Below are 25,668 nucleotides of genomic sequence, written 5' to 3'. Positions count from 1 at the left end.
AGGGTTTTCCGCAGAGAAAACTCAAGGTTTTAGTTTGGACGTGGTTTAGCATAAAAAATCTTCATCCTGTTCCCGAAATTTTGGGCCTGGTGTTGAATGGCCGAAGAAAATTCAAAATTGGGGACAACTTTAATAGTCATAGAAAAAGTACCTAGCGGGGGTCATCTACTCAAATCATGCTTAATCGCACATCTGAGCAACAAATGCACCGCATTCGGTGGATGCTCACCATCGGCTGGTTATTGATTATCTTTTCTCTCTTTTATGATCCTCTAACGTCGTGGTTGACTGACCCAGCTAATACCATTAGTCCAATTCGTCTTGATTCAACTGTCTGTGTCAAGGTGCAAGGGGACTGTTTAGTAGAACAGCCCTATCCTATTGGCGCAAGAGTATTTTGGGCAGCTGTTGTGCCTGCAGGTATTTTTATTCTGTTTATACTTGGCCATGAGTTCTGGCGACGGATTTGTCCCCTTAGCTTTCTTTCACAGATTCCGCGTGCCCTAGGATTACAGCGGTATCGGATCCGAGTAAATGCAAAAACAGGTAAAACCCGTAAAGAATTGGTCAAGGTAGCTAAGAATTCCTGGTTGGCGAAAAATTATCTTGCCCTACAATTTGGATTATTTTATCTGGGTTTATGTACCCGTATTTTGTTTGTCAATTCTGATCGCCTTGCCCTTGGCATATTTCTCGTAGCAACCATTATTGCCTCAATTTACGTAGGCTACTTATTTGGAGGCAAAGCATGGTGTCAGTATTTTTGTCCAATGGCTCCAGTTCAAAAGATTTACAGTGAGCCAAGAGGATTGTTGAATAGCGCTGCCCACGTTGATGATCGTCAAAAGATTACCCAGTCGATGTGTCGCACGGTTACTCAAGAGGGTAAGGATAAACCGGCCTGTGTGGCCTGCCAAGTGCCTTGTATTGATATTGATTCTGAACGTTCGTATTGGGAATTAATTACCCGTCCAGATCAACGCTGGCTATACTACAGTTATTTCGGCCTTACTGTTGGCTTCTATGTCTACTACTATCTCTATGCTGGAACTTGGGATTATTACTTTTCTGGTGTGTGGACCCATGAAGAGCAGCAACTAGCCACACTTCTCAATCCAGGATTTTATATTGCGGGTCACGCAATTCCCATTCCTAAGTTAATAGCTGTACCCCTGGCATTAGGGAGCTTTGGTTTAGGTAGTTACTGGATTGGTGATCAATTAGAGAAACGTTTAAAGGCCTATTTTCTGAAACGGAAGCGGCCAACGAGTATAGAACTCATTCGGCACAAGATGTTTACGTTCTACACATTTTTGGTTTTCAACGTATTTTTTATGTTTGGGGCGAGGCCTAATTTACGCTTGTTGCCGATTCCTGGTCAGTATCTGTTCACGTCAGTCATTGCCATTTCTAGTGGTTTATGGCTGTATCGTACATGGCCACGGACACCGGCTTTATATCAGCGTGAGGGGCTAGCCAGTCGATTACGGAAACAGTTACGCAAGATCAATCTAGATGTGGGTAAGTTTTTAGAAGGGCGTGCTCTGGATGACCTGACTGCGAATGAAGTATATGTGCTGGCAAAAGTCTTACCTGGCTTTACCCATGACAAACGATTGCAGGCGTATCGGGCTATTTTGCAGGAAAGTCTAGAAGAGGGTGCAATGACCTCAGCCACTAGTTTGGATCTACTCCAAAATATGCGACGGGAACTAGAAATCACTGATGAGGAGCATGGTGCTTGTTTAGCAGATGTTGGCATTGATGATCCGGACTTGCTAAATCCCGATCGTCAGCAAAGTCGAGAAGATTGGCTGCGCCTGGAGGGGTATCGCCTGGTGCTGGCGAAAGTTTTTGGCGATCGCAGACGCCCAGCTCAGGGATTAGGTGCAGATTTGCTGGCTGTGGCCGGTGATCGAAAATCCCTAGACTCAGTTCAAGATCTATCCTTAGATGCACCGGATGAGGCACTGTCGTTAGAGGATAAAAAGGTAATTCAGCAGAGTCGAGAGGACTATGGGATCACCCCCGAAGAAGAAAATAAGCTGATGAGTTCCTTATAATCTTGGCTATTTGTGCTTCTTCTCTATGTTAGGGACTATATGTCGGGGACTATTAAGCCTGGCCACGACAATCATCTTTTAGATGATGCATAATCTCGCGATGGATATCGCTGTTAACACGAGTACCTCGCTCCCCATCTTCTAGACGGATATCATCAACGTAATAGTTTAGGGTAAATCGGATATAGGTATGTCCTTCATCCTTCACCACACGTTCCATGCGCACCTCTGGTTCATGCCATGAGCTACGAGCTTGTTTAAAGCGATCTCGTAACCATCGGACTAGCTCTTTGACATAATCATCTAATCGAGTTTCTTCTTGAAGTGGATTTAGAATCTTTTGATGGAGCTTACGTGTGCGCCGTTTTAGCAGCTCAATTTTGCGTTCCCAAATTTCCAGCAATACATATTCATCCTCATCAGCCATGTTCGGGTCGCCCAGCCAAATGCGATACCACTTGCGCACTAGATGGATCAAGGAGTCAGGGTCTTTCGTTTCTCTGATTACAAACTTAGGCTGAATATGCTGCAAATTAAGAAATGACTGTTTACGCGTTGTTTGTTTAACGACCGTAAGACCCATCAGTTTTAGAATGTCATCATACTCAGTTTGTACCGTGTCAATTTCTTCCTGGGTTAGTCCGCCTTGTTCCACAAACTGTAACGTGATCATCATAGCGTTTAAGGCATCTTCAACCTCTTCTAATTTGTTGTTGACGGCATATTCAGCTAAGAGTCGCTGTATTCCATTTTCCTTTTTTTGGGCGAATTCATTTTCCCAGCCATAGTAGTTCTTGAGACAGGTTAGCTTAGACTCAATGTTACCTACAGTATCCGGGTGGGCCAGGAGAATCTCCTGCATAATCTTTTTGGCATGCTCCAGGTTACACTGTGGGTTGAATTCAATCGGTGTTGAGAAAAAAACAGGTTCAATGGGACGGCTCAAATTGGTGATTTTGTGACTTTGCATCACGCTGTTGGGAATGTAGACCTCTGTGTGAAGTTCAAACATGTAGATGTGGGTAACACGCACTCCAATTTTTCGCAGAATGCCCAAATGGCTGGACCCTTCACTACCGCTTTCTATGTGGAGTACATCACCGAACCGGAAGGGACTATCTATCAATAGGGCAATACCACTAAAAAAGTTGGCTAGAATGTCTTTAACTGCAAAGCCAATGATAAAGGCACTACCCCCTAGGGTTACCCAGGCACCGGTTAAGTTTAAGCCCAAACAAAGCTGTAAAATAAGGGCCCCACTCATTAAGATAATCATGACTGGAACAATTGCTTCTAGCAAGGGGAGTAGCACTTCATCCCACATTACCTCAGTGGTTTCAGCATAATCTTTGAGGTAATAGATCAGGACTTGTTTGAACAGGCGCAAGCACCAATAGCTGATGGTTAAAATGATGCAACCTAGCAGTAGACGCTGTAACCAATCAACAGTAGCCAAACTATTGGAATTTTGGGCTATCATTGCCAGGCCGAGCAGTACAAACAACGTTAAGCCTGGATAGGCAGATACATTCAGCGTTACCAATGCTATATCTCGCTCGAATCTGCGAAAATAAGACCGTAGCAGATGGAACAAGATCACATATAAACCGATTGCACCAAAGACGGTGATAACTAAGCTAAGAGCAATATAAAAGATATCTTGCAGGTAGTGATTTAACCGAGCTATCATAACATCGCTTATGCACAAGTATCCGTGGGCTACTCAGGGTGAGTATATAGTCTTAGTGCCATAAATATTCTAGTCATATAGTAGCTGGGCCATAGTGGTCACCAGGAAGAAGTCTGATTCTGGTGAATTTTGCTCAATTTTCCAACCCAGTTTTGTGTTGTAATTAATCAAGATAGTAATAAAACCGAGGCCAGAACTGAGGGCGTTTTCATGGTCTAAGTTTTTCTCCAGATGTTCTACGTATAGTTCGGTCAGATCTAATGTTGTGAGATCATGAATTAGCGACCTAAACGAGTCGATGTTATTGATGTGGGCAGTATTGGTAACCGTGATAATTAACCGATCAGAATAGTGGTATAAGGCCATCTGTACAGGTTGTTGAGCTGCTGTACAAGAGAATTTAAATGCATTCTCCAATAGCTCATTAGTAATGTATCGAGCTGCATCAGTTATTTCCGTGCGTCGGTGCAGCTGCTCAGATCGAGCGTTTTCAATTGGGAAAAAAATTGATATGTATTCTGAAACGAATTTGGCGGATAGATTGCTATTGGGCCAAAACTTTCGCTGTTTTACTAGTTCTACCGGAAAATCGATTTTGACACATAGATTCTCGTTATGAAGCTCGCTAGCGAACTGGCCAAATGACTCAGACATTGATGAAGTGGGTGAAGCCATAGTTTCAGGTCTCTCCCATCTATCTTTTCTTGAGGATTAGTAGCGTAATGTCATCTAAGATTTTCTGCTGACCAATATGATTGGCCACATCTTGAATAACAGCTGCTCTAATTTCTTGTGCCGTTCGCTGATAATTGCTCATAATGACATTACACAGTCGGTTTAAGCCGTAAAACTCTCGATCTATATTTCTCGATTCGGTAATCCCGTCAGTGTAGAGTACTACCACGTCGTTGGGCTCTAAATGAATTTGGGTATGTGCCAGAAAATCATCAATGTCTTCTTCGAGGGCAATGGGAAAGCCTAAATTAACGGTATCAATTTGTTCTAGGGAACCATTGGCACGAACAATCAGCACATCTTCATGTTGACCGCTCAGGTATAAAGTGCCTTGTTTATAGTCCAATAAACTAAGGGTCATGGTTTTATCGGAATTGATCCGCTGCACATTGTGATAAATAGAACGGTTAAGGGCACTTAGAAACTCTTCAGGTTTGGTTTTGCCACTTTCTAATAGGGTTCTAACAGCGGTCTGCACCATAATCATGATTAATCCGCTTTCTAAACCATGGCCAGTGACATCACCAATCCCAATTTTAAGGTGTCCATTGCTATCTGATATGACGTCGTAGTAGTCCCCTCCCACATCATCACAGGGGTCCATGTACCCAGCAATATCTAGATCTTCAATCACCTGCAGTTCACGCTCAGGTGGCAAAATCATTTTCTGCAGACGGCGGGTGATGTCGAGTTCAGTTTGAATGCGCAGGTTTTCTGCCTTAAGCTTTTGGTTGAGAATAGTGATAGTGGTAGAGGCGGCCGCTCCCAAGGCTATAATCGGTGGTACTAGGGGAACCCACCCGCCTCGGAGCATGAGCAAAAAACAAAAAACGTAGAGACCAATAGCTACGCCCAACACCGCTAGGCTCAGTCGCCAGGGATGGCGAATGTACCAGGCTAGGATGCTGCCAACACCGGCCCAGACAACTACCCAAAGGGCTTCAACGGGAGTATGCCAAACCCAAATTAGCGGTCGCTGATCTAAAACGGCGCTCAAAATTTGGCTGGTGGACTGGGCATGAATTTCCACTCCAGGCATCTTTTGATCATCGCTTAGGGCCTGACTATAGGGGGTATAAAAGTCATCCCCTGCTTGAGGGGTCAAGTAGCCAATGAAAACGATGCGATCGCGAATCCAATCAGGGTCAACTCGGTCTGCCAAAACGTCCTCAAGGGTGACTTGTCGAGCAGAATTCTGCTCCGAGCGGTAGTTGAGCATAACCTGATAGCCTGCCGTATCTACCGTTTGATAACCGCTAAACTTAGATGTCAGTCTAGGAAAGGTTGTATTGCCTAATCGAAACTCTCCACGGTCAGTGAATTCTGGCTGGATGTCTTCATCGAGTAGGTAGTAAAAAGCAGTGCGTAGCCCTAGAGAGATAATGATTTCAGGACCGCTGCAAAGATGTCCTGGTTGGTTGGCCAGTCCCCCAGCAGGTGCAGGCGGAGTCATCCACAACAAGGTGCGTCGTAGCACACCGCCCGAGTCAACCACCAAATCTGCAAAACCAACAGATTCTTTGATGACACCGGGGGGGGGAGGTACCCCCAACGACTCTTGGTTACTAGCTTTGCAAACAGTAACAATATTTTCACTGGAGGTTAACCTCTCAAGCAATGCTTCTCGGCCTGGTTCTAAGGGCACATCGCGCATGATGTCCAGACTAATCACACGGGGAGAGTATTGTTCGAGCTTGGCTAAAAGTTGGTCAACTGTTTGATCTGCAAGGGGCCACTGATTCAGCCTCTGAATATCTTCTTCTGTAACCCCGACGATCAGCATTCTAGGATCTATACTTTCCTCGGGACGTAGACTCATAAAATGGTCATAGGCCCATAACTCTAATTTTTCGAGGCCTCCCAGGTGTCGAATCGCAAGGATAGACGAGGCAACAATTAAGCTGGTTAGCAGAACAGGCTGCCCTAATTGGATTAAATGCTTGGACAGTGGACGATCACGACCTTGCTTAACCAATGGCAGACGGCTCAATATTGTTTTTAGACCCTGAATAGGATATTTGAAGCTAACCAGTTTGATTCTCAATCCTCCTAATAGGTGTATTTAAGCTGTGCCGCCATTAAACTAGAATAAACTTGTCTATTACTATGAAGCTCTTGGTACAGTCTATTTCCCTTTAAGGATTTACAGGCCCTGGCTGACAAATTATTTCAAGTTATTCTGACGTTTGTGTAGACAGCACAAGATAACAAGACTATCCTAAAATTAATATTAGTTGATTTACAGAAGATTCTATTGCTAAACGCATATTAAGCTTTTTAGACCACATTTGTTACCGATGGCCAATATTTGCCAATGAAGAGGTTACAAAAGGTTGTTTTAACTCAGTTAGGAACTATATTCCCTGTTAGGATTTCTCCAGCGCTTTTAACTCTCCTGAGTGTAACTATTTGAACTTATCGATATGAATCGTATGCTGCTGAGTAATCTGGGTGCTTATCTGATAGGGGTAACCCTTGGCCTGTCCATTACAGTTGGCACGATGACGCCTGCATGGGGCCAGAGACGTCTAGATTTTCAGCCTACTCAGACGGGAGCTCCGGGGAATCGTGAGTCAGGTGCAAATCGTAGCGGTGCCTGTACTCAGAGCGAGCAAGGGCTAGTAGCGTTGATGCCGGACAATAATCTGGCGCAAACTGCTGCATCTCATCCAGTTGTGTATGCTTATTTCCCGGCAAGTACAGCTCAGTTTGCAGAATTTACTCTTTATGAAGAAGGTTCTGACGAACTAGTTTATGGAGCATTATTTAATGTTACTGGCAACTCAGGTTTAGTCAGAGTTGACGTACCCGCTCGGGCCACAGTGTCACCATTGCGGACAGGACAGCGCTATTACTGGTATCTTTCGTTAATTTGTAATGTTCGAGAGCGCGCTAGCGATATGACTGTGCAGGGTAGCTTTGAGCGTGTTAGTGGTGGGAATGTAAATCAGCAACTGCAAGGTACTTCTGTTAGTCAGCAGCCATTTGTTTATGCAGAAGCAGGACTATGGCCAGAAACCTTAAATAGCCTCATGGAGGCGAGCCGGACTAACCGTGCGACTGCTGAGCAAAATCTTAAGGATCTGTTGCAATCGGTGGGCTTAGAAACTCTGGCGAATGAATCATTACTACCTTAAAGCATGGATAGGCTTCTCAGACTTTATGTCAGGCTATGTAATATAGGCCGAACCATGGCAAATCGAGCAACTAAAGTCATCCCAAGGACCAGCAACGCCATAAGTCCTTTGCAACCTTGTGGCCGCAATATCACATCGAGAATCCATTGAAATGTATCGAATGTTTGGTATGGAAGATCTTCTCCAGGAATACCCCAATTAACCCAAATAGAGTAAATGGGGGTATTGTTCCTATTTACTCTGGCTTATGGAGCAGGTGTTTGTGTTTTCTCAATCAATTACCCTTGAAGTAACAATATAAACAGCTAGAAACAGAGTCAACGGAATGCCTTGAAGGGCCACACGGGTAAAAACTCAAAAATTTTATTGGCGTTGAGAAACACTCTTTATGTGGGCTAAGGCCAGTAATGTGTTAAGGGCTAAAAAACAATAAATATTATGGTTTAGCCCCTTAATCTCGAAGTAGTTGCTTCATGGATTACTGCAAATGTTCAATGAAAATTTATACTCGAACGAGATATTCTAGGTGATATTGTTCATAGCTTTGTATCGTGATCTGTGTTGAAGTACTGATTTCCCTTTAAAGAGGCTATGGTTCTTCATACTGGAAGCGATTCATCTAAGGGGACAAGTGGCTTTAATTTTAGTGATTCAGCTATAGCATTGAGAGCACAATAGTTTTGATGCCCAGTGAATTGGTATTCAATTACTCATTTTGACTGGATGATTTCAACTACAGCTGCTCGAATTAGCTTTTGTATAAGCTGAAAAATTGAGGCGTTATTTTTCCAAGTAAGATCCATCGAGTTTGGTCTGCATTTATAGAGCTTACGTGAATGCACGAGAATGTCGGCATTTATCAATGTTGATACAGCATTTTAGGATTAGTGGAGTATATGTCAATTTCTCAAGGCTTTCTAGCCAAGACTTGTAAGTACTTCATCTAATGAAAAGCGCTATCTTGTCAAAATTTGCTGTGGATAATCTCCTCGTTTTAACCATCCACTTTTGAGGATTTTTTTAGCAATGGGCCTCAGTATGAATTCAACTGTCGACAGCCTTCTCTCAGAATCTCTTTTAATAACAAACGGTGACGCCGTTTTGAATAAAGGGAGGCTACGTTTAACCGATGTATCCGACCCTTATACTAATCCCAATGACCAAAAGGGTACTGCTTTCTTACAAGTTGACGTAGGTCAGGCAGAATCTTGGGAAGCTTTCTTCACGTTTCAAGTGAGTGATTCTGGTGGAATTACTGATAAATTTCAGGATGTCGGTGTTTTAAACGGAGCCGATGGTCTTGTGTTTATGCTCCAAAGTAATGGAGCTCATGCACTAGGTGCATCAGGAGAAGGCTTAGGATATTTGGGCATTGATAATAGTTTTGCCGTTGAGTTTGACACTTGGGCAAATCCTAATAGATTAGACCCGAATAGTAATCATCTTGGCATCAATATAAATGGTTCTGTGCGGTCGATCAAGACCCAAAGTCTGCCAGGGGCGGTTTTTGAGAATATCAGTGAAACACCTGTCAATGCTTGGGTTCAATATGATGGTGGCGAACGTGAACTGAGCGTTTATGTCAGTGCTGATGAAGGTGATGATTATCCCTCACGCCCAGAAGATCCGAGTCTAACGATTGATTTTGACGATCCTGATGGAGATGGAGATGAGTCTGATCGCATTGATTTAGACTCTAGTTTTGGACAAGGTTCAAATTGGATTGGATTCGGTGCAGCCACTGGGGGTGCCTATGCCACCCATGAAATTTTAGATTTTGAATTCAATAAATCGTCATTGTCAGTTACAAAGGACTTTGTTATTGAAGGATCTGACAATCAACTTTTACCCTTCAATACCATAGCTTTAGGGCAGAATCGTCTACTAAGGTTTGAAGTAGAAAATAGTTCTGACCATGCTGTTACCTTTGACTTAGCTGACAATATTGTAGGTTCGGGGTTGGCGTTTAATTCTGGAACACTAGAGACGTCTGATCCTGATATCACTTCGGTTCATATTAATAAGTTTGATAGTGATGAACTAGAATTGACAGCAACATTAGCGGGCAATTCGACTGGCACATTTTTTGTTGAGGTACAGGCACTTTTGCCTGACGAGCCGATTGTAGAAGTTCCGATTGCAGCTCTTACAGGTATTGCCAGTGAAATAGAATCCTATGGAGGCAGGGTTTTAGATGGTTCATTCTTATTATATGAATCGTTGATTACGGATCGAATTGATACCGATAACGATCACCAAGTTGATCAGATTGTTTTAGAAGCAGAACAATATACCAATACGGTTTCGGTTACTGAATCTGAAACGGGAATCACTGTAACAGATGAGGAAACTGCTCAGCTGGCATTTGGAGCAGTTGATGTGGCAAATGTTGGTGATTTCTTTATTGTAGATGGTGGTATTGGGACTGGTTCAACCATCTGGGGCCCTTGGGGAGGGAATGGTGTCAATACATCTGAAGCGGGCACTCTTCCTGGTGTTCAGATGTTTTTGCAGTTTACCGAAGACCCCGATTTTAATTTATTGGAAGATCAAGGGGCTGTCGCATTTTTCCAACAGTTTAGCGATGGTATTGCTCAACTAGAGGACGGTAGCCTGAGAGTTGTCGGTGATGAGACTGTTCCAGATATAGCCGAAACGATAGATCTGGTATTTGGTGAGTTAGCCAATATTACAGCGGTATCTGCAGACGGTAAGTTAGATGGCCTTTCTGGCCCTGTCCTAGTAGATACATCGATTTCTTCAGTTTTGACATGGAAGGAAAATGATGAAGACGGGATTAGCACCCTAATCTTTAACAACTGGGAAAATGGTGACAAAGTTACTATTAAGGAGCCAAGGCATCATAAAGGACGCCATAAAGGCTATAAAGACTACAGTTCCAAAAAGAGTAGAACGACATTTAGCCCGTTTGCCGATCTGATTGCCAGTTCTAATAATGCTGAAGAGACCCTGAAGGTTAAAGTTGACCTATCTAAATCTAAAAAACACTCTGCCAAGGATTTCTTTGATGCTTCAGCAAATAAATTTAGCAGCAATATAGATGTCACAGTCAAAACTGGTAATGGCAAAGATAAGGTCACAGACTTTGGCCTGAGTGTGGGAGAAACGCTCAATACTGGCAGAGGTAACGATACGTTAATCCTATTTAGTGGTGTGAATACCTATACGGGGGCAGGAAGAGACAAGGTTTATGTCCCAGTCGACTTTTTGCTTAATCCTCCTGACTCAGTTACATCGACTGGCGACGAATTAGCGTCTACGGTCAAAGACTTTAGTAAACGGCAAGATAAAATCTTGTTGCAAACAACAGAGTTCACTATTGATGATTTTGTTTACTCCCATAATGCGGGTGATTTAGAAATCAGGCTTGGAAGCGATACCAGTGACCCAGGCAAGTTGATTTTGACCCTAGATCACACGCGGGTACGAAATCGCCATAACTTTGAGCGGATTGTTTCTGTAACGCCTGATTTGCCATTTCATACTGCTTTGGATGTCTAAGTCACAGGTTTATAACTAAGGCCGAAACTGCCATTAGCCCCAGTCTCAATGTGCTTGTCTATTGAGGCTGGGGCATTGGCATTTAGAGGATAAGGGTAGTCCACAAAAATTGGATTGGTTTTAAGCCCATTGCGATCGCAAACAGCCATGGAGTGGTAGTTTGAGATCGCTCCATAGTGACTAAACGCTATAACTTAATAAATACTTACTAAGCAAAGACTCTATTCCTAAGGTTTTTCACGGTACACTTACCGCAAAGTCACTTCAAATTTACACTAAAGGTTTACAGCCATGCAGCAAGGTACGAAATTTGCATTCATGGGTATTGTAGCTGTTAGTCAATTGGCTGTAGGCAGTTTAAGTATTGTTGCTCCCGCCTATGCCCAGCTCATTCCAGATAATTCTCTAGGAATTGAAAGTTCTTTTATTACCCCTGATGTTCCTTTGGGTAATGGGTTCACGGATCGAATTGACGGAGGAGCGATTCGATCTGGAAATCTCTTTCATAGCTTTTTAGAATTTAATGTGCAAAATGGCCAACAGGTTCATTTCGCCAATCCTGTTGATATTGAAAATATCTTTAGCCGGGTAACTGGAGTAAACTCATCCAGTATCTTAGGCACCCTTGGCACATTGGGACAGGCTAACTTATATCTAATCAACCCCAACGGTATCCTCTTTGGCCCTGAGGCTCAGTTGGATGTGCGCGGCTCATTTGTTGGCACCACATCTAACGGCGTTACGTTTGACAACGGCTATATTTTTAGTGCCCTTAATCCGGATGTTCCCCCTCTGCTAGCAATTAACTCACCGATGGGGCTTAGCAGTTGGCTGCCTGCTACAGGAAATATTACCAATGAGGGCAATTTAACTGCGGGGCAAGACCTGACCCTGCAAGGGCTAAGTCTGAACCTGCATAATCAAATAAGCGCGGGGGAAAATTTAACGCTATTAGCTACAGATACACTAACGGCCAGGGATAGTGACAGTCATTCATTTATCGCTTCAGCGGGTAACAATCTAACTCTGCAAGGTGACACGATTGATCTATATATACTGCAGCAGGCAGGCAGCGGTTTGACTGCAGGCAATGATCTAACATTGGTTTCACCCAATGCCATTCGAGCAGACGCTCACTTTATAACAGGGGGTGAATTTCAGGCCCAAGACCTTGATGGTAATCCAGCGAATGTGTTCAGTTTGGAAGATCCGATTGTTTTAGCGGTGGGTAATGTGACCCTGGCGAACTACGAAGGCCCTTCACTGCATGTGTTAGCAGGGGGCAGCGTTCAATTGGGTGACGTCGTGATTACTGGTCCTGATACGGGAGCTAATACCATTAACCCGAATAACAATACGCTTATTCCTGGGACAACAACTCCTTACAGTGCCCTCAGTAACGTGACATTATCTGATGGTGTAACAACATTAGAGATTAGTGGCAACACTCAGACTACGCTTGATGTGAGGGCAGGCGTTGACTGGAATCAGGCTCCGTTTACTGGAGAGCCTGGGATCGGAGTTCCTACTATTGAGCCGGCTGGTGTAGCCACTGTGAATGATCCTGGTGGAACCCTGGGTTCTGACATTACCGTAGGTACTATCGGTATTAGACAACCCGGTGGATTGGTGTTGCTGACTAATCAGTATCAGCCAAATACAAGTTTACCTGCTGGTACGATCGAAGTAATTTCGATTGAGGATCAGTTTCCCCCTCCTGCAGGTGCTGGCAGTAATATTGTTATCGATGCTCGGGGTGATATTTCTCTTCCCTCATCTGAATCCATTTCATCAGTAGGGACGCCAGGGGGGAGTATTACCTTAAGAAGTGAGACCGCTATTCTTCAGCCAGAAAATGAGGCTTCTATCGAAAGTACTTCTTTGGTTGGGAACGGCGGAGATATTAATCTGGTGGCCCCCATTATTAATTTGGGGGGTAATGCATTTACCGTATTTGTCGGAGCATTTGGACCTGGTCAAGGAGGAGACCTTAACATACTCGCAGACTCTTTTCAGTCTGATTTTTCGACTATAGCCGCTGTTGTGGTGCCACCTGGCAATAATGGGCAAGCTGGCAATGTCAATATTAACAGTGATTCAATTTTCTTAGATGAAGTACAGTTTTTCAGCGCAGTTGTCATCCCTGGGGCTTCAGGTAATTCAGGAAATGTCGATATTACAACCGATTCGCTAGTAGCCATTAACGGTACCCTAATAGGTTCTTTAACTGCTGGCAATGGCAATGCTGGTGATGTAACTGTAACGGCGGATTCTATCTCCCTTTCTGGTTTTAGAGTAGTAACTCAACCTATTATTGTTTTTGAACCTACAGGTATTTTTAGTACCGTTGTCCCTGGTGCCGTTGGTACAGGAGGCAACATTGATATTAAAACTGGCTCGTTATCCTTAGAAAATGCAGCTCAAATTAGAACCAGTTCAGACGGTGTTGGCGATGCTGGTAATGTTGTCATCGAGGCGGACGATATCACCTTAGATGGGGCTGTCTTTAGTCCAGAAGTTTTAGCTACACCTGATTTAATACCCACATTTCCCAGTGCAATTTTAAGTGAGATGCGTCCAGGGTCAGATGGGCAAGGAGGAACGATTGATATAACAACCTCCACCCTAGCCCTCACCAACGGGGGCACCATTAGTGCCAGTACCCAATCGGGTGATGCTGGCAACGTCACGATTACAGCCACTGAATCCGCTATCTTTGACGGCTTAGTTTCGTTTGCAGAAGTGGGTGAAGACACTCGCCATAGCGGTGCCAGTGTCGAAACCTTGGAACAAGCAACTGGAAATGGTGGCCTACTGGTGATTACCACCCCTAACCTGTCTGTTATCAATGGTGCTCAGCTAGAAGCAACAACCGCAGGTGAAGGGGATGCTGGCGATATCAAACTAAACGTTAGTGATACTGTTTTAGTAGATGGTGCTGACAGTGCTATTGAGGCTAACACCACATCAGATTCAACGGGTATTGGCGGGGATGTGATTATTGATCCTCAGCTAGTGCTCGTACAAAACGGAGGCCGGATTGCGGTTGATAGTCAGGGGACTGGTGAAAGTGGCAATATTTTTATTACTTCTGAGCAACTTCGCCTGGACCAAGGGCTGATCTCAGCTGAAGCTGACAGTGCCGATGGTGGAAATATTACCCTTAATTTGGGGCCTATTTTGCTTTTGCGTAATGGCAGTAACGTTTCTGCCACTGCCGGGCGTGATCAGGGCTTTGGCAATGGTGGAAACGTTACCATTACGACTGCCGATGGTTTTGTGGTGGCGGTGGATACCGAAAATAGTGACATCACAGCCAATGCCTTCCTTGGCAACGGTGGGAATGTCACCGTAAACACCCAGGGGTTGTTTGGCATCGAGTTTAGGCCAGCCTTGACTCCCTTGAGCGATATTACAGCTAGTTCTGAATTTGGTCTTCAAGGTAGCGTCACAATTGAAACGCCAGATGTTGATCCCAGTGATGATCTAGTACAACTTCCCACAGGGCTGGTCGATGCTTCCAGACTAGTTGCCCAGGGGTGTGGTGCGGGGGCTAGCGATATTGCAACTGCCCTGGGGGAATTTACGGTGACCGGTCGGGGAGGGTTGCCCCCATCGCCTGATCAGCTTAACCCTCAAAGCGACCTGGCAGTTTGGGAAACGTTAGATGATGTTCCAAACACCTCAATAACCACAGATCAAGGGCCTGTGACATCAACGGTCAACCATCAAGAGCCCAGGCAAATCACTGAGTTTCAAGGATGGATTGTAGATGACAATGGCGAAATTGTGCTGACGGCAGAAGCAACGTCTGTCACACCTCATAGTCCCTGGTATTCAGCATTTGCCTGTCAGACACAAGATTAAATGGCTTGAAATTAGCCATTACTTATACCACTGCTCAGCAACGGTATCTCTGGGACAGTTACTATTTTTAAACACTGCTGGCTTTTTGATGCATTCTTGTAAACATAGGTTAAAGGTGCCATTATCCTCTATGAACCCTGTGTCCCCTAAACCTGATGACCTGTCACCAACTGACCTTGCCGCAGAGAATGAACGATTGCATCAGGCACTGTTAGTGGCTCAGAGTGAACGCGAAAGCCTGGAGACGCTGATCAATATTGTGACCGAGCATTCTACTGTGTTGGAGAACTCGCTTAATCAGCAAAAGCGGGAAATGGCCAGTTACATTCAGCAGGTGAAAATTGTTACGTCAGCAGCAGCGGCTGTTCAACGTAATGCGTTCACCCCTGAGCACTTAGAAACAGTTATCAGTCGTGCTGACGAGTTGGGTACCCTGGCCCAGGTATTTACAGAAACAGTGTTGGCTGTCAAAGCCCATGAACAAACATTAATCAAAAATAATCAACACCTAGAGCAACTCTTGCAAGCCTACAGTCGATTTGTGCCTCAGGAATTTCTTCATTTTTTGCAAAAAGAGAGCGTGATCGACTTACATCTGGGGGACCATGTGAGTAAAGAAATGGCCATCTTGTTCTCCGACATTCGTGACTTTACGACAATCGCCGAGACCATGACTCCCCAGGAAAACTTCAACTTTATTAATAGTTATTTAGGGGATATTAGCCCAGAAATTGCTAATCATCATGGCTTGATTATGAAATATATGGGGGATGGCATTATGGCCGTCTTTCCCGATGGAGTAGATGATGCTCTACAAGCTAGCATTGCTCAAGCTCAACGACTACGAGACTATAACCAACAGCGCCAATCAAAAGGCTATGTAACTCTAAATGTGGGCACGGGGATCCATGTGGGGCAGATGATGGTGGGGATTGTTGGTGAGAGCCATCGCATGCAGTTGGATGCCATGGCTGACAACGTGAACCTAACAGCTCGCTTGGAGGGATTGACTAAATACTATGGGGTGCAACTACTGATTTCAGAAGACGTTCTCCAAAAATTAACAGATGTTGATCGTTACTCAATGCGTCTAATTGATCGGGTCATTGTCAAAGGTCGTCACACCCCCATCACCGTTTACGAGGTGCTTGATGCGGAAGAAGAGACAATGCGGGCCAATAAGCTAAAAACATTGCCAGAGTATTTACAGGCTCTAGACTTTTATCAGCAGGGGCAGTTGCTCAAAGCCCAGGTTTGTTTTCAAGAAGTTCTTCAGGCAAATCCTACTGATAAAGCTGTGCAGCTTTATTTAGACCGTTTACAGCTGCTTCAGCAGCAAGACTTGCCTGATGATTGGCAGGGGATTTGGGAGTTTAAACAAAAATAGGATACCTAATTCTTTGGGAGAATAACCTCAGATTTAATCATCCTGCTGCTGTAAACACCTATCTACCAGTTGCGCGATTTTTGCATACTCATAGTCTTTAGCAAACGCCATTAGCTGCTTGGTGGCCAATATTTGAGACGGGGGGATGTCTTGTAGTAACACTTTCACTTGCTTGCCATTGAGCCGCTGAGCTGCCTGATGTAGTTTCACTAACCAGTCTGGCGGCATGGTAGCCAATGCTACTGTAAGACTGTTATTAGTTGTCACATCTACAGGGATCACCTCTTTCTTTACGAGTGTTGCGTCCTTAGGTTGTTCAACAGCGTTACCCAGATTAATTGGAACTTCCACAGCGGAAGGAACTACAGTTGTGGCTGGTACTTTTAGGATCTTTTGATGGGAAATAACAGTATCAGTAGAAGATTTGCTACTCCCTAGTTCGTCTGACTTAACCAACACGTGAGCTGTGAAAGTGAAGATGCTCCCTTTCCCAAGTTGACTACTAACCTGAATATCCCCAGCCATTAACTGGGCTAGCTGCTGGCTAATGGGTAACCCTAAGCCAGTGCCAGTCTTTGAGTTTTCGCCGCTTTCAGTTTGTAAAAAAGGAATAAACAGCTTATATAACTCAGATTCGGCAATTCCTTCACCCGTATCTTCAATTTCAAACTGTAGAGAGAGGCCACTTTGTTGGTATTTTGTGTGGCCCACGCGTAAGGCTATATACCCAGCTTGGGTGAACTTTAAGGCATTACCCAATAAATTAATCAACACTTGCCGAAGTTTGGGGGCATCTCCAATCAGCTCCTTTGGCATAGTGGGTGAAATTTCAACTATAAACTGTAGCCCTTTCTGTTCTATACGCAGTCGGAATAAAGACTCAATCGTGGTGATTAGAGTACTCAAGGCGAAGGGATCTTGGCGTAGAGTTTGCTGGTTTGACTCCAGCTTAGCCATTGATAAAATGTCATTGATCAGTTCCAGTAAATGTTCTCCACTCTGGCTAATCATCTGTATGCGTTTCTGACTTGTTGCAGAAATGTTGTTATCACTGGCGACAAGTTGACTAAATCCTAAGATGGCGTTGAGGGGCGTTTTAAGCTCGTGACTCATGTGGGCAAGGAAGTTGCTTTTTGCATGACTAGCCGCTTCTGCAACTTCTTTGGCCTGATTGAGTTCTACGTTGGACTGTCGCAATTCAGCGGTGCGTTCAGCGACGGTTAATTCCAGAGCAGATTTTGCCTCTTCTAGAATGGCAACGGTCTGTTGCTGAGCTTTGACTTTTGTTTGGATAACCCGATCGTATTGGTAAAAAGCTGCCAGCCCAGCACTGCTTAACAATAGGCTGGCAACCGCAGGTACCCAGGGAATCCACCAACCTGTTAACAGCATGATATAGCTAATGCCAACGATAGTGGCAGTGCTAAGGGAAACCCACAGTAGGCCATGCAGAGGCTTGCGCGTATATCCTGCAAGAGCAATACCGACTAGCCCCCAGCCAATAATCCAGAGATATTCTTCTGGATCTGACCAGCTTCTAAATAAGGGACGTTGCTCAAGGGCGGCACTAATAATTTGGCTGACTGTGTGGGCTTGGATTTCAACACCATAGACAAAATCTAGCTCTGGGCTAATGACAGATTGGGTTGCTGCGTTGCTATAGTCTTTGATACTGGGTGTAGTGACGCCGATGAGAACAATGCGATCGCGAATCCAATCAGGATTGATATTGCCTGATAACACATCCTGAAATGTCACTACCCTAAAGGGTTGAGCGCTTTGACGAAAATTGAGCAAAGTTTGGACTGCGCCATCACCCGTATCTAAATTTACATAACTGCCAAAATTGGATTGAAGGCGGGGTATTTCAGTATCACCAAAGCGTATGGTGGTCGGATCCTTATACCCATTGCCGATAAGAATGTTTTCTTGTTCTAAATAAGTTTGAGCTAATAATAATGCCAAAGAAAATCGGAACCCTTGATCTGTTTGGGTGCCGAGAATGGCACGGCGTTGCCAACCATCTTGATCAAAAGGGGCGTCAACAAACCCCACACGTTCTGCAGGTATTGTATGTGGCGGTGGAATTATAGGATAAAGGACTTTTTCAATGCCAATAATGTTTTCAATATCTTGCAAAGTGGTTCTTAACTCGTTATGACCTGGCTCTACAGGTAGATCTCTAAATAAGTCTAAACCAATGACCCGTGGTTCGTGACTATGGAGCGTATGTAGCACTTTGGCAAGGGGACGATCGGGGATGGGATAGGTGCCGATGGATTGAATGGTTTCCTCGTTGATGCTGACCAGCAAGATCCGTTCATCGGTGGGTTCTTGGGGGTGCGATCGCAAAAAAGCATCCAAAGCTTGCCATTCCAAAGGTTGAAATGCCCCTGCCAAGCGGCCAGCTGTAATTAAGCCTAGAAACAGCAAACCGGGTAGCAGTCCAACTTGTAAAACTGCTATCTGGTTACGAATACTGCCCCAGGTCCCAAAAATCAATCAGTCGTCTCCCAAAGATAGTGTCATTATTCTAGCTGCAACCAAAGTTTACATCGCCTGAAATCATCTTTGGAGTTAGAGTTAGCCATCTGATCAGTACACCTTGCATGTCTTAACATCCGGTATTCACCTTAAAACTGTGGGAAATGGTGTGTAGAGAATGATGAGTGTCTCAGGTTACCCTCCTTCCGTAGAAACTATTACCTTTTATCAGGGTCGGATTATAGTGTGGGGTAACGATGGCTTGAGACTGAAATTAACAGGATCTTCTCGTAGAACTATGAAATACTTTAAAAATTTTCAACATATGGCTATGAGACCCTCACAAAAAAGCTCTTTGTTTTCAAAACGTTGTTATCAATTAATACTGGGGACTTTACTGTTAACGTTGCCGTTGAATCCTGTTCACGCTCAACAGTATAATCCTCCCAGCGGTAGTCCTCCGCAAACTGCAACTGGTTCAAATGGCTCACGTGGTTGTCGAGGAATATATGATGTACCTTTAGTAGGATTAGCTCCAACGTTGATGAATCATGTGGGGCAAACGACTACGATCACCCCCACCCTAGCCTGGTTTGTCCCGACAGCTGACCCCTATCGCATTAGAGTTTCTCTCTATACAATTGACCAAGAAAACTTACTATACGAGACAGAGTATGAAGACACCATCCCAGGAATTATGAGTTTTTCAATCCCTGAAGATGTTGGGTTAGAACCTGATGGGCGTTATCTTTGGGAAGTCAACATTGACTGCGATTTGGATAATCCCACTTATCAGGAGTATTTTATAGCCGAGGTTGACATCGTTTCTCCTCCAGCAGAGCTGGCTGCTGCTGTAGCTCTAGCTCCCACAGCCTCAGAGAAGGCATCACTCTATGCAGAAGCCGGCTACTGGTACGATGCTTTTAAGGAAGCATTGAGTGCCTCAGAAGATGTGAGTTTTGTACAAACACTATTATCCAGTTTAGCTGCTTCCGAAGAAGACTCCCTTCAGAAACAGTACTTATCTGAAGTTATTGAAATCATTGGTAACTCAGATATTAATCCGTAATCGACTTCGAGAGATTGAACGACTCATCCTCCCAGTGGGACTCTAACTGTCGTAGCAATTGGAGCCACTGGGATTCACTATTTTTGAGTAAATCGCAAAAATCATCGGGTGTTTCGATGCTGTCGAAGTAGTTAGCGGCGGCTGGTTCTGCAGGATTCCAAGGATAAGGAGTATCATCGCTCAAAATGCTATAAAGCATTTCCAGCTCAATGTACTTAAGGTCGGTTTGAGAAAACATCATCGAACAGAGGAGTGATGAAAATTACTGACAGCCCACTGCATCGCCTATGGGATTCTACAATCTCACTATGACAACTACTTTTGGTAAAATCAATCCTGAAAAGTTCAGATTTATTCCTGAAAAGTTCAGATTTATTCAGGTAGAAGTTCAGTTTAATTGGGTTTCTACGTAGAAATGGCTCCTTAGGCCCACTTTTTACCAGTATTTTCTAAATACCTGGTGGCATATGATACAAACTTCTAGATACCAGCTATATGTGCAAGAATAGTTAGAACTTGATCGGACCTATGCTCAGGTTTGCCCATGGATACAAAACATCTAACTGTAGAACTTAGCGAGCAGGCACTAAAAAATTTAGTAGCCTATTGCGAGCAGTCTGGTCTGGATTCATCCACAGTTATTCAATCGTACTTGTTGACATTGGGAGCACCTCAGTCAACTCTTTCTAAAGAACCTACTGTTACGTCCGAAGATCAACAGTGTGAGCATAATCCTCTTACTCAACTGCAAAAAACAATCAGCGAGCTTGAGCGTGAAAAAATAGATTTAGAGATTCTGCTTGACACTACTCTGGAACACTCGGACTATATTACGCATCAACTACGTATTGCTAAGGTGACTGCTGAGTTGGCAAACCAATCTAAAAGTAGGTTTTTGGCTAGTATGAGCCATGAGTTACGCACACCCTTAAATGCGATTTTGGGATTTAGCCAACTGTTAGAAAATACCCCGTCCCTGAGTTCTCAACAACGAGAACAACTGACTATCATCAATCGAAGTGGAGAGCATCTGCTGACTTTGATCAATGACATTTTAGATATGTCTAAGCTGGAAGCAGGTAAAACCATTGTTAATCCAAGCATCATCAATTTGCATACACTTTTGCAGGCTATGCAGGCTATGTTTAAGCTCAAAGCAGATGCCAAAGGCTTAGAGCTGATTCTCAATTACTCTCCTGAACTACCTCAGTATGTTGAAACGGACGCCGGAAAATTAAAACAAGTTTTAATCAATTTATTAGATAATGCCATTAAATTCACAGAGATTGGTCAGGTGTGTCTTAGGGTTAGTTTTGAAACATTGGCAGCTGAGCAACAAGGGGAAACATCGTCTAGAACTCCATGTACGTTGTACTGTGAAGTAGAAGACTCTGGGCCTGGGATTGCTGAGAGTGATCTCGAAGTCATCTTTACCCCCTTTGAACAAACTTCAGTAGGTCGTAATATCCATCAAGGAACTGGGTTAGGGTTATCCATCAGTCGGCAATTTATTCAATTGATGGGTGGTCAATTGACAGTCAATAGCCGAGTTGGAGTCGGCTCTAAGTTTGAACTCCATATACCTGTTTACCAATATTCTGATGAGATGATGTCTGTGGAGATACCTGCAGAGCTGTCTGTAGCCTCTGCTATTGAGCATTTATCCAAGCTTGATGGTCAAGAGCGTCAAATTCAAGTCAAAGAGAATAATATAAACAAAATTGAGTCATTATCGTCATCAACTGCAGCATCATTGGATGAAATGCTAAATGATATGCCGCCCCAATGGTTAAAAGAGCTACATTATGCAGCGAGCCAATTAAAGGGGAAACAGGTGATGCAGTTGATTCAGCAAGTATCAGAGGAGAAAGCAGCCCTTGCGCACCACTTGAGAGAACTAGCCGAAAATTATCAGTTCAACAAGATAACTGAGATGACAATGCGTTAAAAACTAAGGCTTTAAACTGGAATGATGATAAAAGTGTTGTTGGCTTTTGTGAGTAATCTGTTGATCGTGGTCTGGGGCTTGATACGCTAGAGCATGGCTACGGCATCTATCGATTAACCAGCAATCGCGCTTTCCGTAACACAAACCTGAGTACTGCCCCCCAGTGAGAAATAATATCGGCCTGAGCGTTAAAGGGTTACAACGACACTATGTTGATGCCATTGCCGCCATTTTGTTTGGCCTGTTGCAAAGCGCGATCGCATCCCTCTAAAAACGCCTCCAGTCCCATATCCGCTATCGGCTGCGCTGTGATTATCCCAATACTCAGGGTTTGATCAATTTTCTCAACAGCTTGCAACAACTTCTGGGCCATTTTCTCTGCTGCTGTTGTATTCGGTAAAACGATGGCAAAGACTAACGTGCCATAGCGACCAACCAAATCATTAGAACCCTGGATTGTTTGCTTCAGCACCTGGGCCACTTGAGTTAGACACTGATCGCCCGCTGTCGGGTTTCCCCCTTCCCCATAAAAATTAAAATTATCTACCTGGACCAGCATCAAACTTAAAGACATTTGGGATTGTACCGCCTGCTGCCAACACTGCAGCAAATAGGCATCAAATCGACGACGATTGGCCACCTGGGTCAATTCATCCAAAGCAGCTAGGCGCTGTAGCTCTTGAATCGCCTGCTGCAGCTGAGCATTTTGTGCCTTGAGCTGACGTTGCAGCTGTTGTACCTTGAGCTGATTTTCTACCCTGGCCAGCACTTCCACCACCTTGAAGGGCTTAGAAATATAGTCACTCCCCCCTGCCGAAAATGCTTTGACTTTGTCCCACGCTTCATCCAGGGCACTGACAAAAATGATAGGGATCTCCTGGGTGGTTGGATTCGCCTTGATCTGCTGACAGACGGTGTACCCATCCATATCGGGCATATGAATGTCCAGCAAGATCAAATCTGGCTGTTCTAGCGAAACGGCTTGCAGCGCCACAGTGCCATTGATGGCCTGCTGGACTTCATAGCCCTGCTCTTCGAGCAAATCGGATAGCAGCCTCAGGTTTTTAGGCTGATCGTCCACCAGCAAAATGGTAGAACCTGATAAAGGTTTAACCGATGGTACAGCGGTTGGCGCTGTAGTGGCTGGTGTGACCGGTGGTACAGCCGCTGCAGCAGCAGCAGCGGCAATTGGTGCCGTAACCGGTTTAGGAGCAGGGGCAGCACTGCGCATCGTCTGTTCTAGGAGCCCGCGCACATTAGCTTTTGTAACTTTTTGATCCAATGATTGAGAAATCAGCTGCCAAAGTTTAGGCGCAACATCTTGCTTGACATATTTAGCTGAGTATCCACATTCTTCAGCAATCTGGTCATAGGTTTTGCGTTCTCCCTGGAGAGCGGCAATCAAAATTTGGCGTTGTAGCTCACTACAGAACGTGTCTGTCTTTTTGTGGATAAGAGTTTCAGCAAATTCTAGAATACTGTCAGTGTCGCTCATGGATAACGCTTATTAAATCTGGCCTACGTTCAGAAGAGTAAGTTGACCGTAGAAAATCAGCTTTCTCAACCACTGTCATTGCAGTGGTTGAGAAAGCTTAAACTGTCGTGAGTGTAGCAAACCCTTCAGATTCATTGTGGATAGGGTTATAAATATTATCTGAGCCGCATTATCTGAGTCGTTGAGTAAAACCATAAGCTTATTTTTTGACAAGCCCTAGGCTGGATGACCTGACAAAAGGGTAGTTAGTTGACCGTAGTCATAATTTTCGGCGAGTTGCTTCAAATGGTTAGCCACCGCTATTTCAGACTCTGGCATCTGGTTCAGGAGTTTCATCACCTGGCGACCATTAAGCCGCTGTGAGGCTTGTTTGAGTTCGGTTAACCAGTTTGCAGGCATCGTGGTCAGGGCTTGGGCAATGGTACTAGATGTGATTGGGGTGTTTGCTCCTTTTGCTAGCTCCCCTAAATCTGAAACGTCGGGTTCAACTTCACGATTTATTACTTGGATAGCAGGTTCTAATATGGCTGCTGGTGCCGATGGTTTTAGTGCCTCAACGGTACTTTGGCTTTGAACCGTGAAGGAAAATACTGTGCCTTCTCCCAGTTGACTTGTAACCTGAAACTCTCCCCCCATGAGTTTGACAAACTGTTGACTGATAGAGAGACCTAAACCAGTGCCAGTTTTGGATTTAGTGCCACTGTCAGTTTGTTCAAAGGGGACAAATAATTTAGGTAGTTCATCGACGGCAATGCCTTCGCCGGTATCTTCCACACTAAATTCTAAGCATGGCTGCTCAGCCTCAGAGCAAGGCCGCACCCGCACACCGATGTGTCCCTGGTTCGTAAATTTGAGCGCATTACTCAAGAGATTTAATAGCACCTGACGAATCTTTTTCTCATCACCGACAAACTGAGGCGAGACATCTGGATCAGTCTCGATGAAAAATCTCAATCCTTTCTGTTCCACCCGTAGTTGAAAGAGGGCCTGAATGGTTTCTGTTAATTGGATAATCTCAAATAGACTCTCCTTTAGGGGGTGCTTACCAGCCTCCAATTTAGAGAGTTCCAAAATGTCATTGATTAAGTGCAGCAGGTGTTCCCCACTATGGCGAATCAAATTGAGACGCTTTTGATGGGTCTCTGCCAGGTCTGTAGCCTTAGCCATAATTTGGCTAAAGCCAATAATGGAGTTGAGGGGGGTGCGTAGCTCGTGGCTCATGTTGGCAAGAAACTTGCCTTTAGCTTTGCTAGCCATTTCGGCTTCATCCCTGGCCAACTTCAGTTCAACCGTGCGTTCTGCCACCTTTTGCTCCAGGGTGGTATAAAGCTGTGAGTTTTCTAATGAGATGGCTATTTGGGTGGAAAGGAGACCCAAAATCTGCAGACGATCGCGGGTAAAGGCTCCTTCTACCAGGTTGTTTTCTAAATATAGAACGCCGACTAGCTTGCTCTGGTGTACCAGGGGAGTACAGAGTACAGACTTGAGCTGGTGTTGCTGAATGTAGGGATCTTGGGCGAAGTCGGCAAATTGATCCGTGGCGTCGGGTGCGATCGCATTCGTCAGCACCACACTCTTCTGAGTCCGCACCACATAGTTAAACAGCCCAGTGGGAATATGCCCCTGAATGGGTAACCCCATCAACACCCGAATCGGTTTATTGACTGCTCCAGTTGCTTCAATCCTGTACTGGCCCTGATTTTCAAGAATGAGATGGCCGGTTTGGGCCCCGGCATTTTCCATCACCACTTTCATCAGCTGCCCCAGCAACTTCTCCTGGACAATTTCCTGGGCAATGGCCTGAGACGCCTTCATCAAAGACTGGAAATCAAAGGTTTCAGTCCCCGACGCGAGACTAAACTGCACTGCCGTAGACTGGGAATCAAAAATGTACCCTCTGGGGGAATGGCTGGTGATCGCCAACAGATTTGGGTAGTGCCGCTTCAGCTGTTTCACTTTGGCATGGGCTCCCCAAAGTTGATAGGTATAGCTGGCCTTTTGCAAGTAGGTTTGGGCAAAATCTCGCTTGTTTTGTGATAACCAAAACCGACCTGCCAACTCATTTGCTAAGGCTTCATCCTGGATAAATCCTTGTGTGGCTGCCTCTGTAATTGCCTGATCGTACCCCCCAAACGCTTCCCATGGTCGCTCGTCAAGGCGAGCGAGTTCTGCGTTTACCAGCCAAACCTTATGCAAGAAGTTTTCAGGACAGGTGTTGGCCCAGTTTTTAAGTTCTTGCTGCAGACTTGAAATTTCTTCCAGATACTCCTT

At 44.6% G+C, this 25,668-nt stretch carries 14 protein-coding genes; 7 read left to right on the top strand and 7 right to left on the bottom strand.

Going from position 1 to position 25,668, the window contains the following annotated elements; genetic code table 11:
* Positions 1-176: 176 nt before the first annotated feature.
* Positions 177-2,063, top strand: a complete 1,887-nt coding sequence (locus DXZ20_RS17445; protein WP_163699540.1) for a calcium-binding protein — start codon at positions 177-179, stop codon at positions 2,061-2,063.
* A gap of 52 nt (positions 2,064-2,115) precedes the next feature.
* On the opposite strand, the gene DXZ20_RS17440 is transcribed toward DXZ20_RS17445, so the two are convergent.
* From DXZ20_RS17440 to DXZ20_RS17430, 3 genes are all read right to left on the bottom strand, one after another.
* Complete coding sequence (locus tag DXZ20_RS17440) at positions 2,116-3,753, bottom strand: mechanosensitive ion channel family protein (RefSeq protein ID WP_163699537.1); 1,638 nt, start codon at positions 3,751-3,753, stop codon at positions 2,116-2,118.
* A 69-nt stretch (positions 3,754-3,822) separates the two neighbouring features.
* Positions 3,823-4,428, bottom strand: a complete 606-nt coding sequence (locus DXZ20_RS17435; protein ID WP_163699535.1) for a slr1658 superfamily regulator — start codon at positions 4,426-4,428, stop codon at positions 3,823-3,825.
* Between the two features lie 19 nt (positions 4,429-4,447).
* Entirely contained in the window at positions 4,448-6,463 is a 2,016-nt protein-coding gene (locus DXZ20_RS17430; protein WP_163699533.1) for a CHASE2 domain-containing protein, read from the bottom strand.
* A gap of 448 nt (positions 6,464-6,911) precedes the next feature.
* Here DXZ20_RS17430 and DXZ20_RS17425 point away from each other — a divergent pair, with 448 nt between their 5' ends.
* The 4 genes from DXZ20_RS17425 to DXZ20_RS17410 all read left to right on the top strand — a co-directional run bounded on the left by DXZ20_RS17425 (position 6,912) and on the right by DXZ20_RS17410 (position 16,401).
* Entirely contained in the window at positions 6,912-7,625 is a 714-nt protein-coding gene (locus DXZ20_RS17425; protein ID WP_163665543.1) for a DUF928 domain-containing protein, read from the top strand.
* 1,038 nt (positions 7,626-8,663) lie between these two features.
* Positions 8,664-11,147 carry an L-type lectin-domain containing protein gene (locus tag DXZ20_RS17420; RefSeq protein ID WP_163699531.1) on the top strand — a complete coding sequence of 828 codons (2,484 nt, stop codon included), beginning with the start codon at positions 8,664-8,666 and terminating at the stop codon, positions 11,145-11,147.
* A gap of 291 nt (positions 11,148-11,438) precedes the next feature.
* Complete coding sequence (locus DXZ20_RS17415; protein ID WP_163699529.1) at positions 11,439-15,014, top strand: two-partner secretion domain-containing protein; 3,576 nt, start codon at positions 11,439-11,441, stop codon at positions 15,012-15,014.
* A gap of 130 nt (positions 15,015-15,144) precedes the next feature.
* Positions 15,145-16,401 carry an adenylate/guanylate cyclase domain-containing protein gene (locus DXZ20_RS17410; protein WP_163699527.1) on the top strand — a complete coding sequence of 419 codons (1,257 nt, stop codon included), beginning with the start codon at positions 15,145-15,147 and terminating at the stop codon, positions 16,399-16,401.
* A 33-nt stretch (positions 16,402-16,434) separates the two neighbouring features.
* Here the strand turns inward: DXZ20_RS17410 and DXZ20_RS17405 are convergent, their stop codons facing one another.
* Positions 16,435-18,903 carry a CHASE2 domain-containing protein gene (locus DXZ20_RS17405; RefSeq protein ID WP_163699525.1) on the bottom strand — a complete coding sequence of 823 codons (2,469 nt, stop codon included), beginning with the start codon at positions 18,901-18,903 and terminating at the stop codon, positions 16,435-16,437.
* Positions 18,904-19,297: 394 nt separating this feature from the next.
* Between DXZ20_RS17405 and DXZ20_RS17400 the strand changes: the two genes are divergently transcribed.
* On the top strand, positions 19,298-19,954 hold the full coding sequence (locus DXZ20_RS17400; protein ID WP_163665531.1) for a DUF928 domain-containing protein: 657 nt from the start codon (positions 19,298-19,300) through the stop codon (positions 19,952-19,954).
* Here the strand turns inward: DXZ20_RS17400 and DXZ20_RS17395 are convergent.
* Positions 19,944-20,195 (bottom strand): hypothetical protein, encoded by a 252-nt coding sequence (locus DXZ20_RS17395; RefSeq protein WP_163665529.1) that lies wholly within the window; start codon positions 20,193-20,195, stop codon positions 19,944-19,946. The genes DXZ20_RS17400 and DXZ20_RS17395 overlap by 11 nt on opposite strands.
* Before the next feature lie 303 nt (positions 20,196-20,498).
* On the opposite strand from DXZ20_RS17395, the gene DXZ20_RS17390 reads away from it, so the two are divergent.
* Complete coding sequence (locus tag DXZ20_RS17390) at positions 20,499-21,902, top strand: sensor histidine kinase (RefSeq protein ID WP_163699523.1); 1,404 nt, start codon at positions 20,499-20,501, stop codon at positions 21,900-21,902.
* A gap of 196 nt (positions 21,903-22,098) precedes the next feature.
* Here DXZ20_RS17390 and DXZ20_RS17385 read toward each other — a convergent pair whose 3' ends face one another.
* Entirely contained in the window at positions 22,099-23,397 is a 1,299-nt protein-coding gene (locus DXZ20_RS17385; protein ID WP_163699521.1) for a response regulator, read from the bottom strand.
* A 216-nt stretch (positions 23,398-23,613) separates the two neighbouring features.
* The coding region (locus DXZ20_RS17380) for a GAF domain-containing hybrid sensor histidine kinase/response regulator (protein ID WP_250565800.1) at positions 23,614-25,668 on the bottom strand (2,055 nt) is incomplete at its 5' end.

The organism is Adonisia turfae CCMR0081, assembly GCF_011009555.1.
GTDB lineage: Bacteria > Cyanobacteriota > Cyanobacteriia > Phormidesmidales > Phormidesmidaceae > Leptothoe > Leptothoe turfae.
This window is presented reverse-complemented; position numbering and strand designations above follow the sequence as displayed.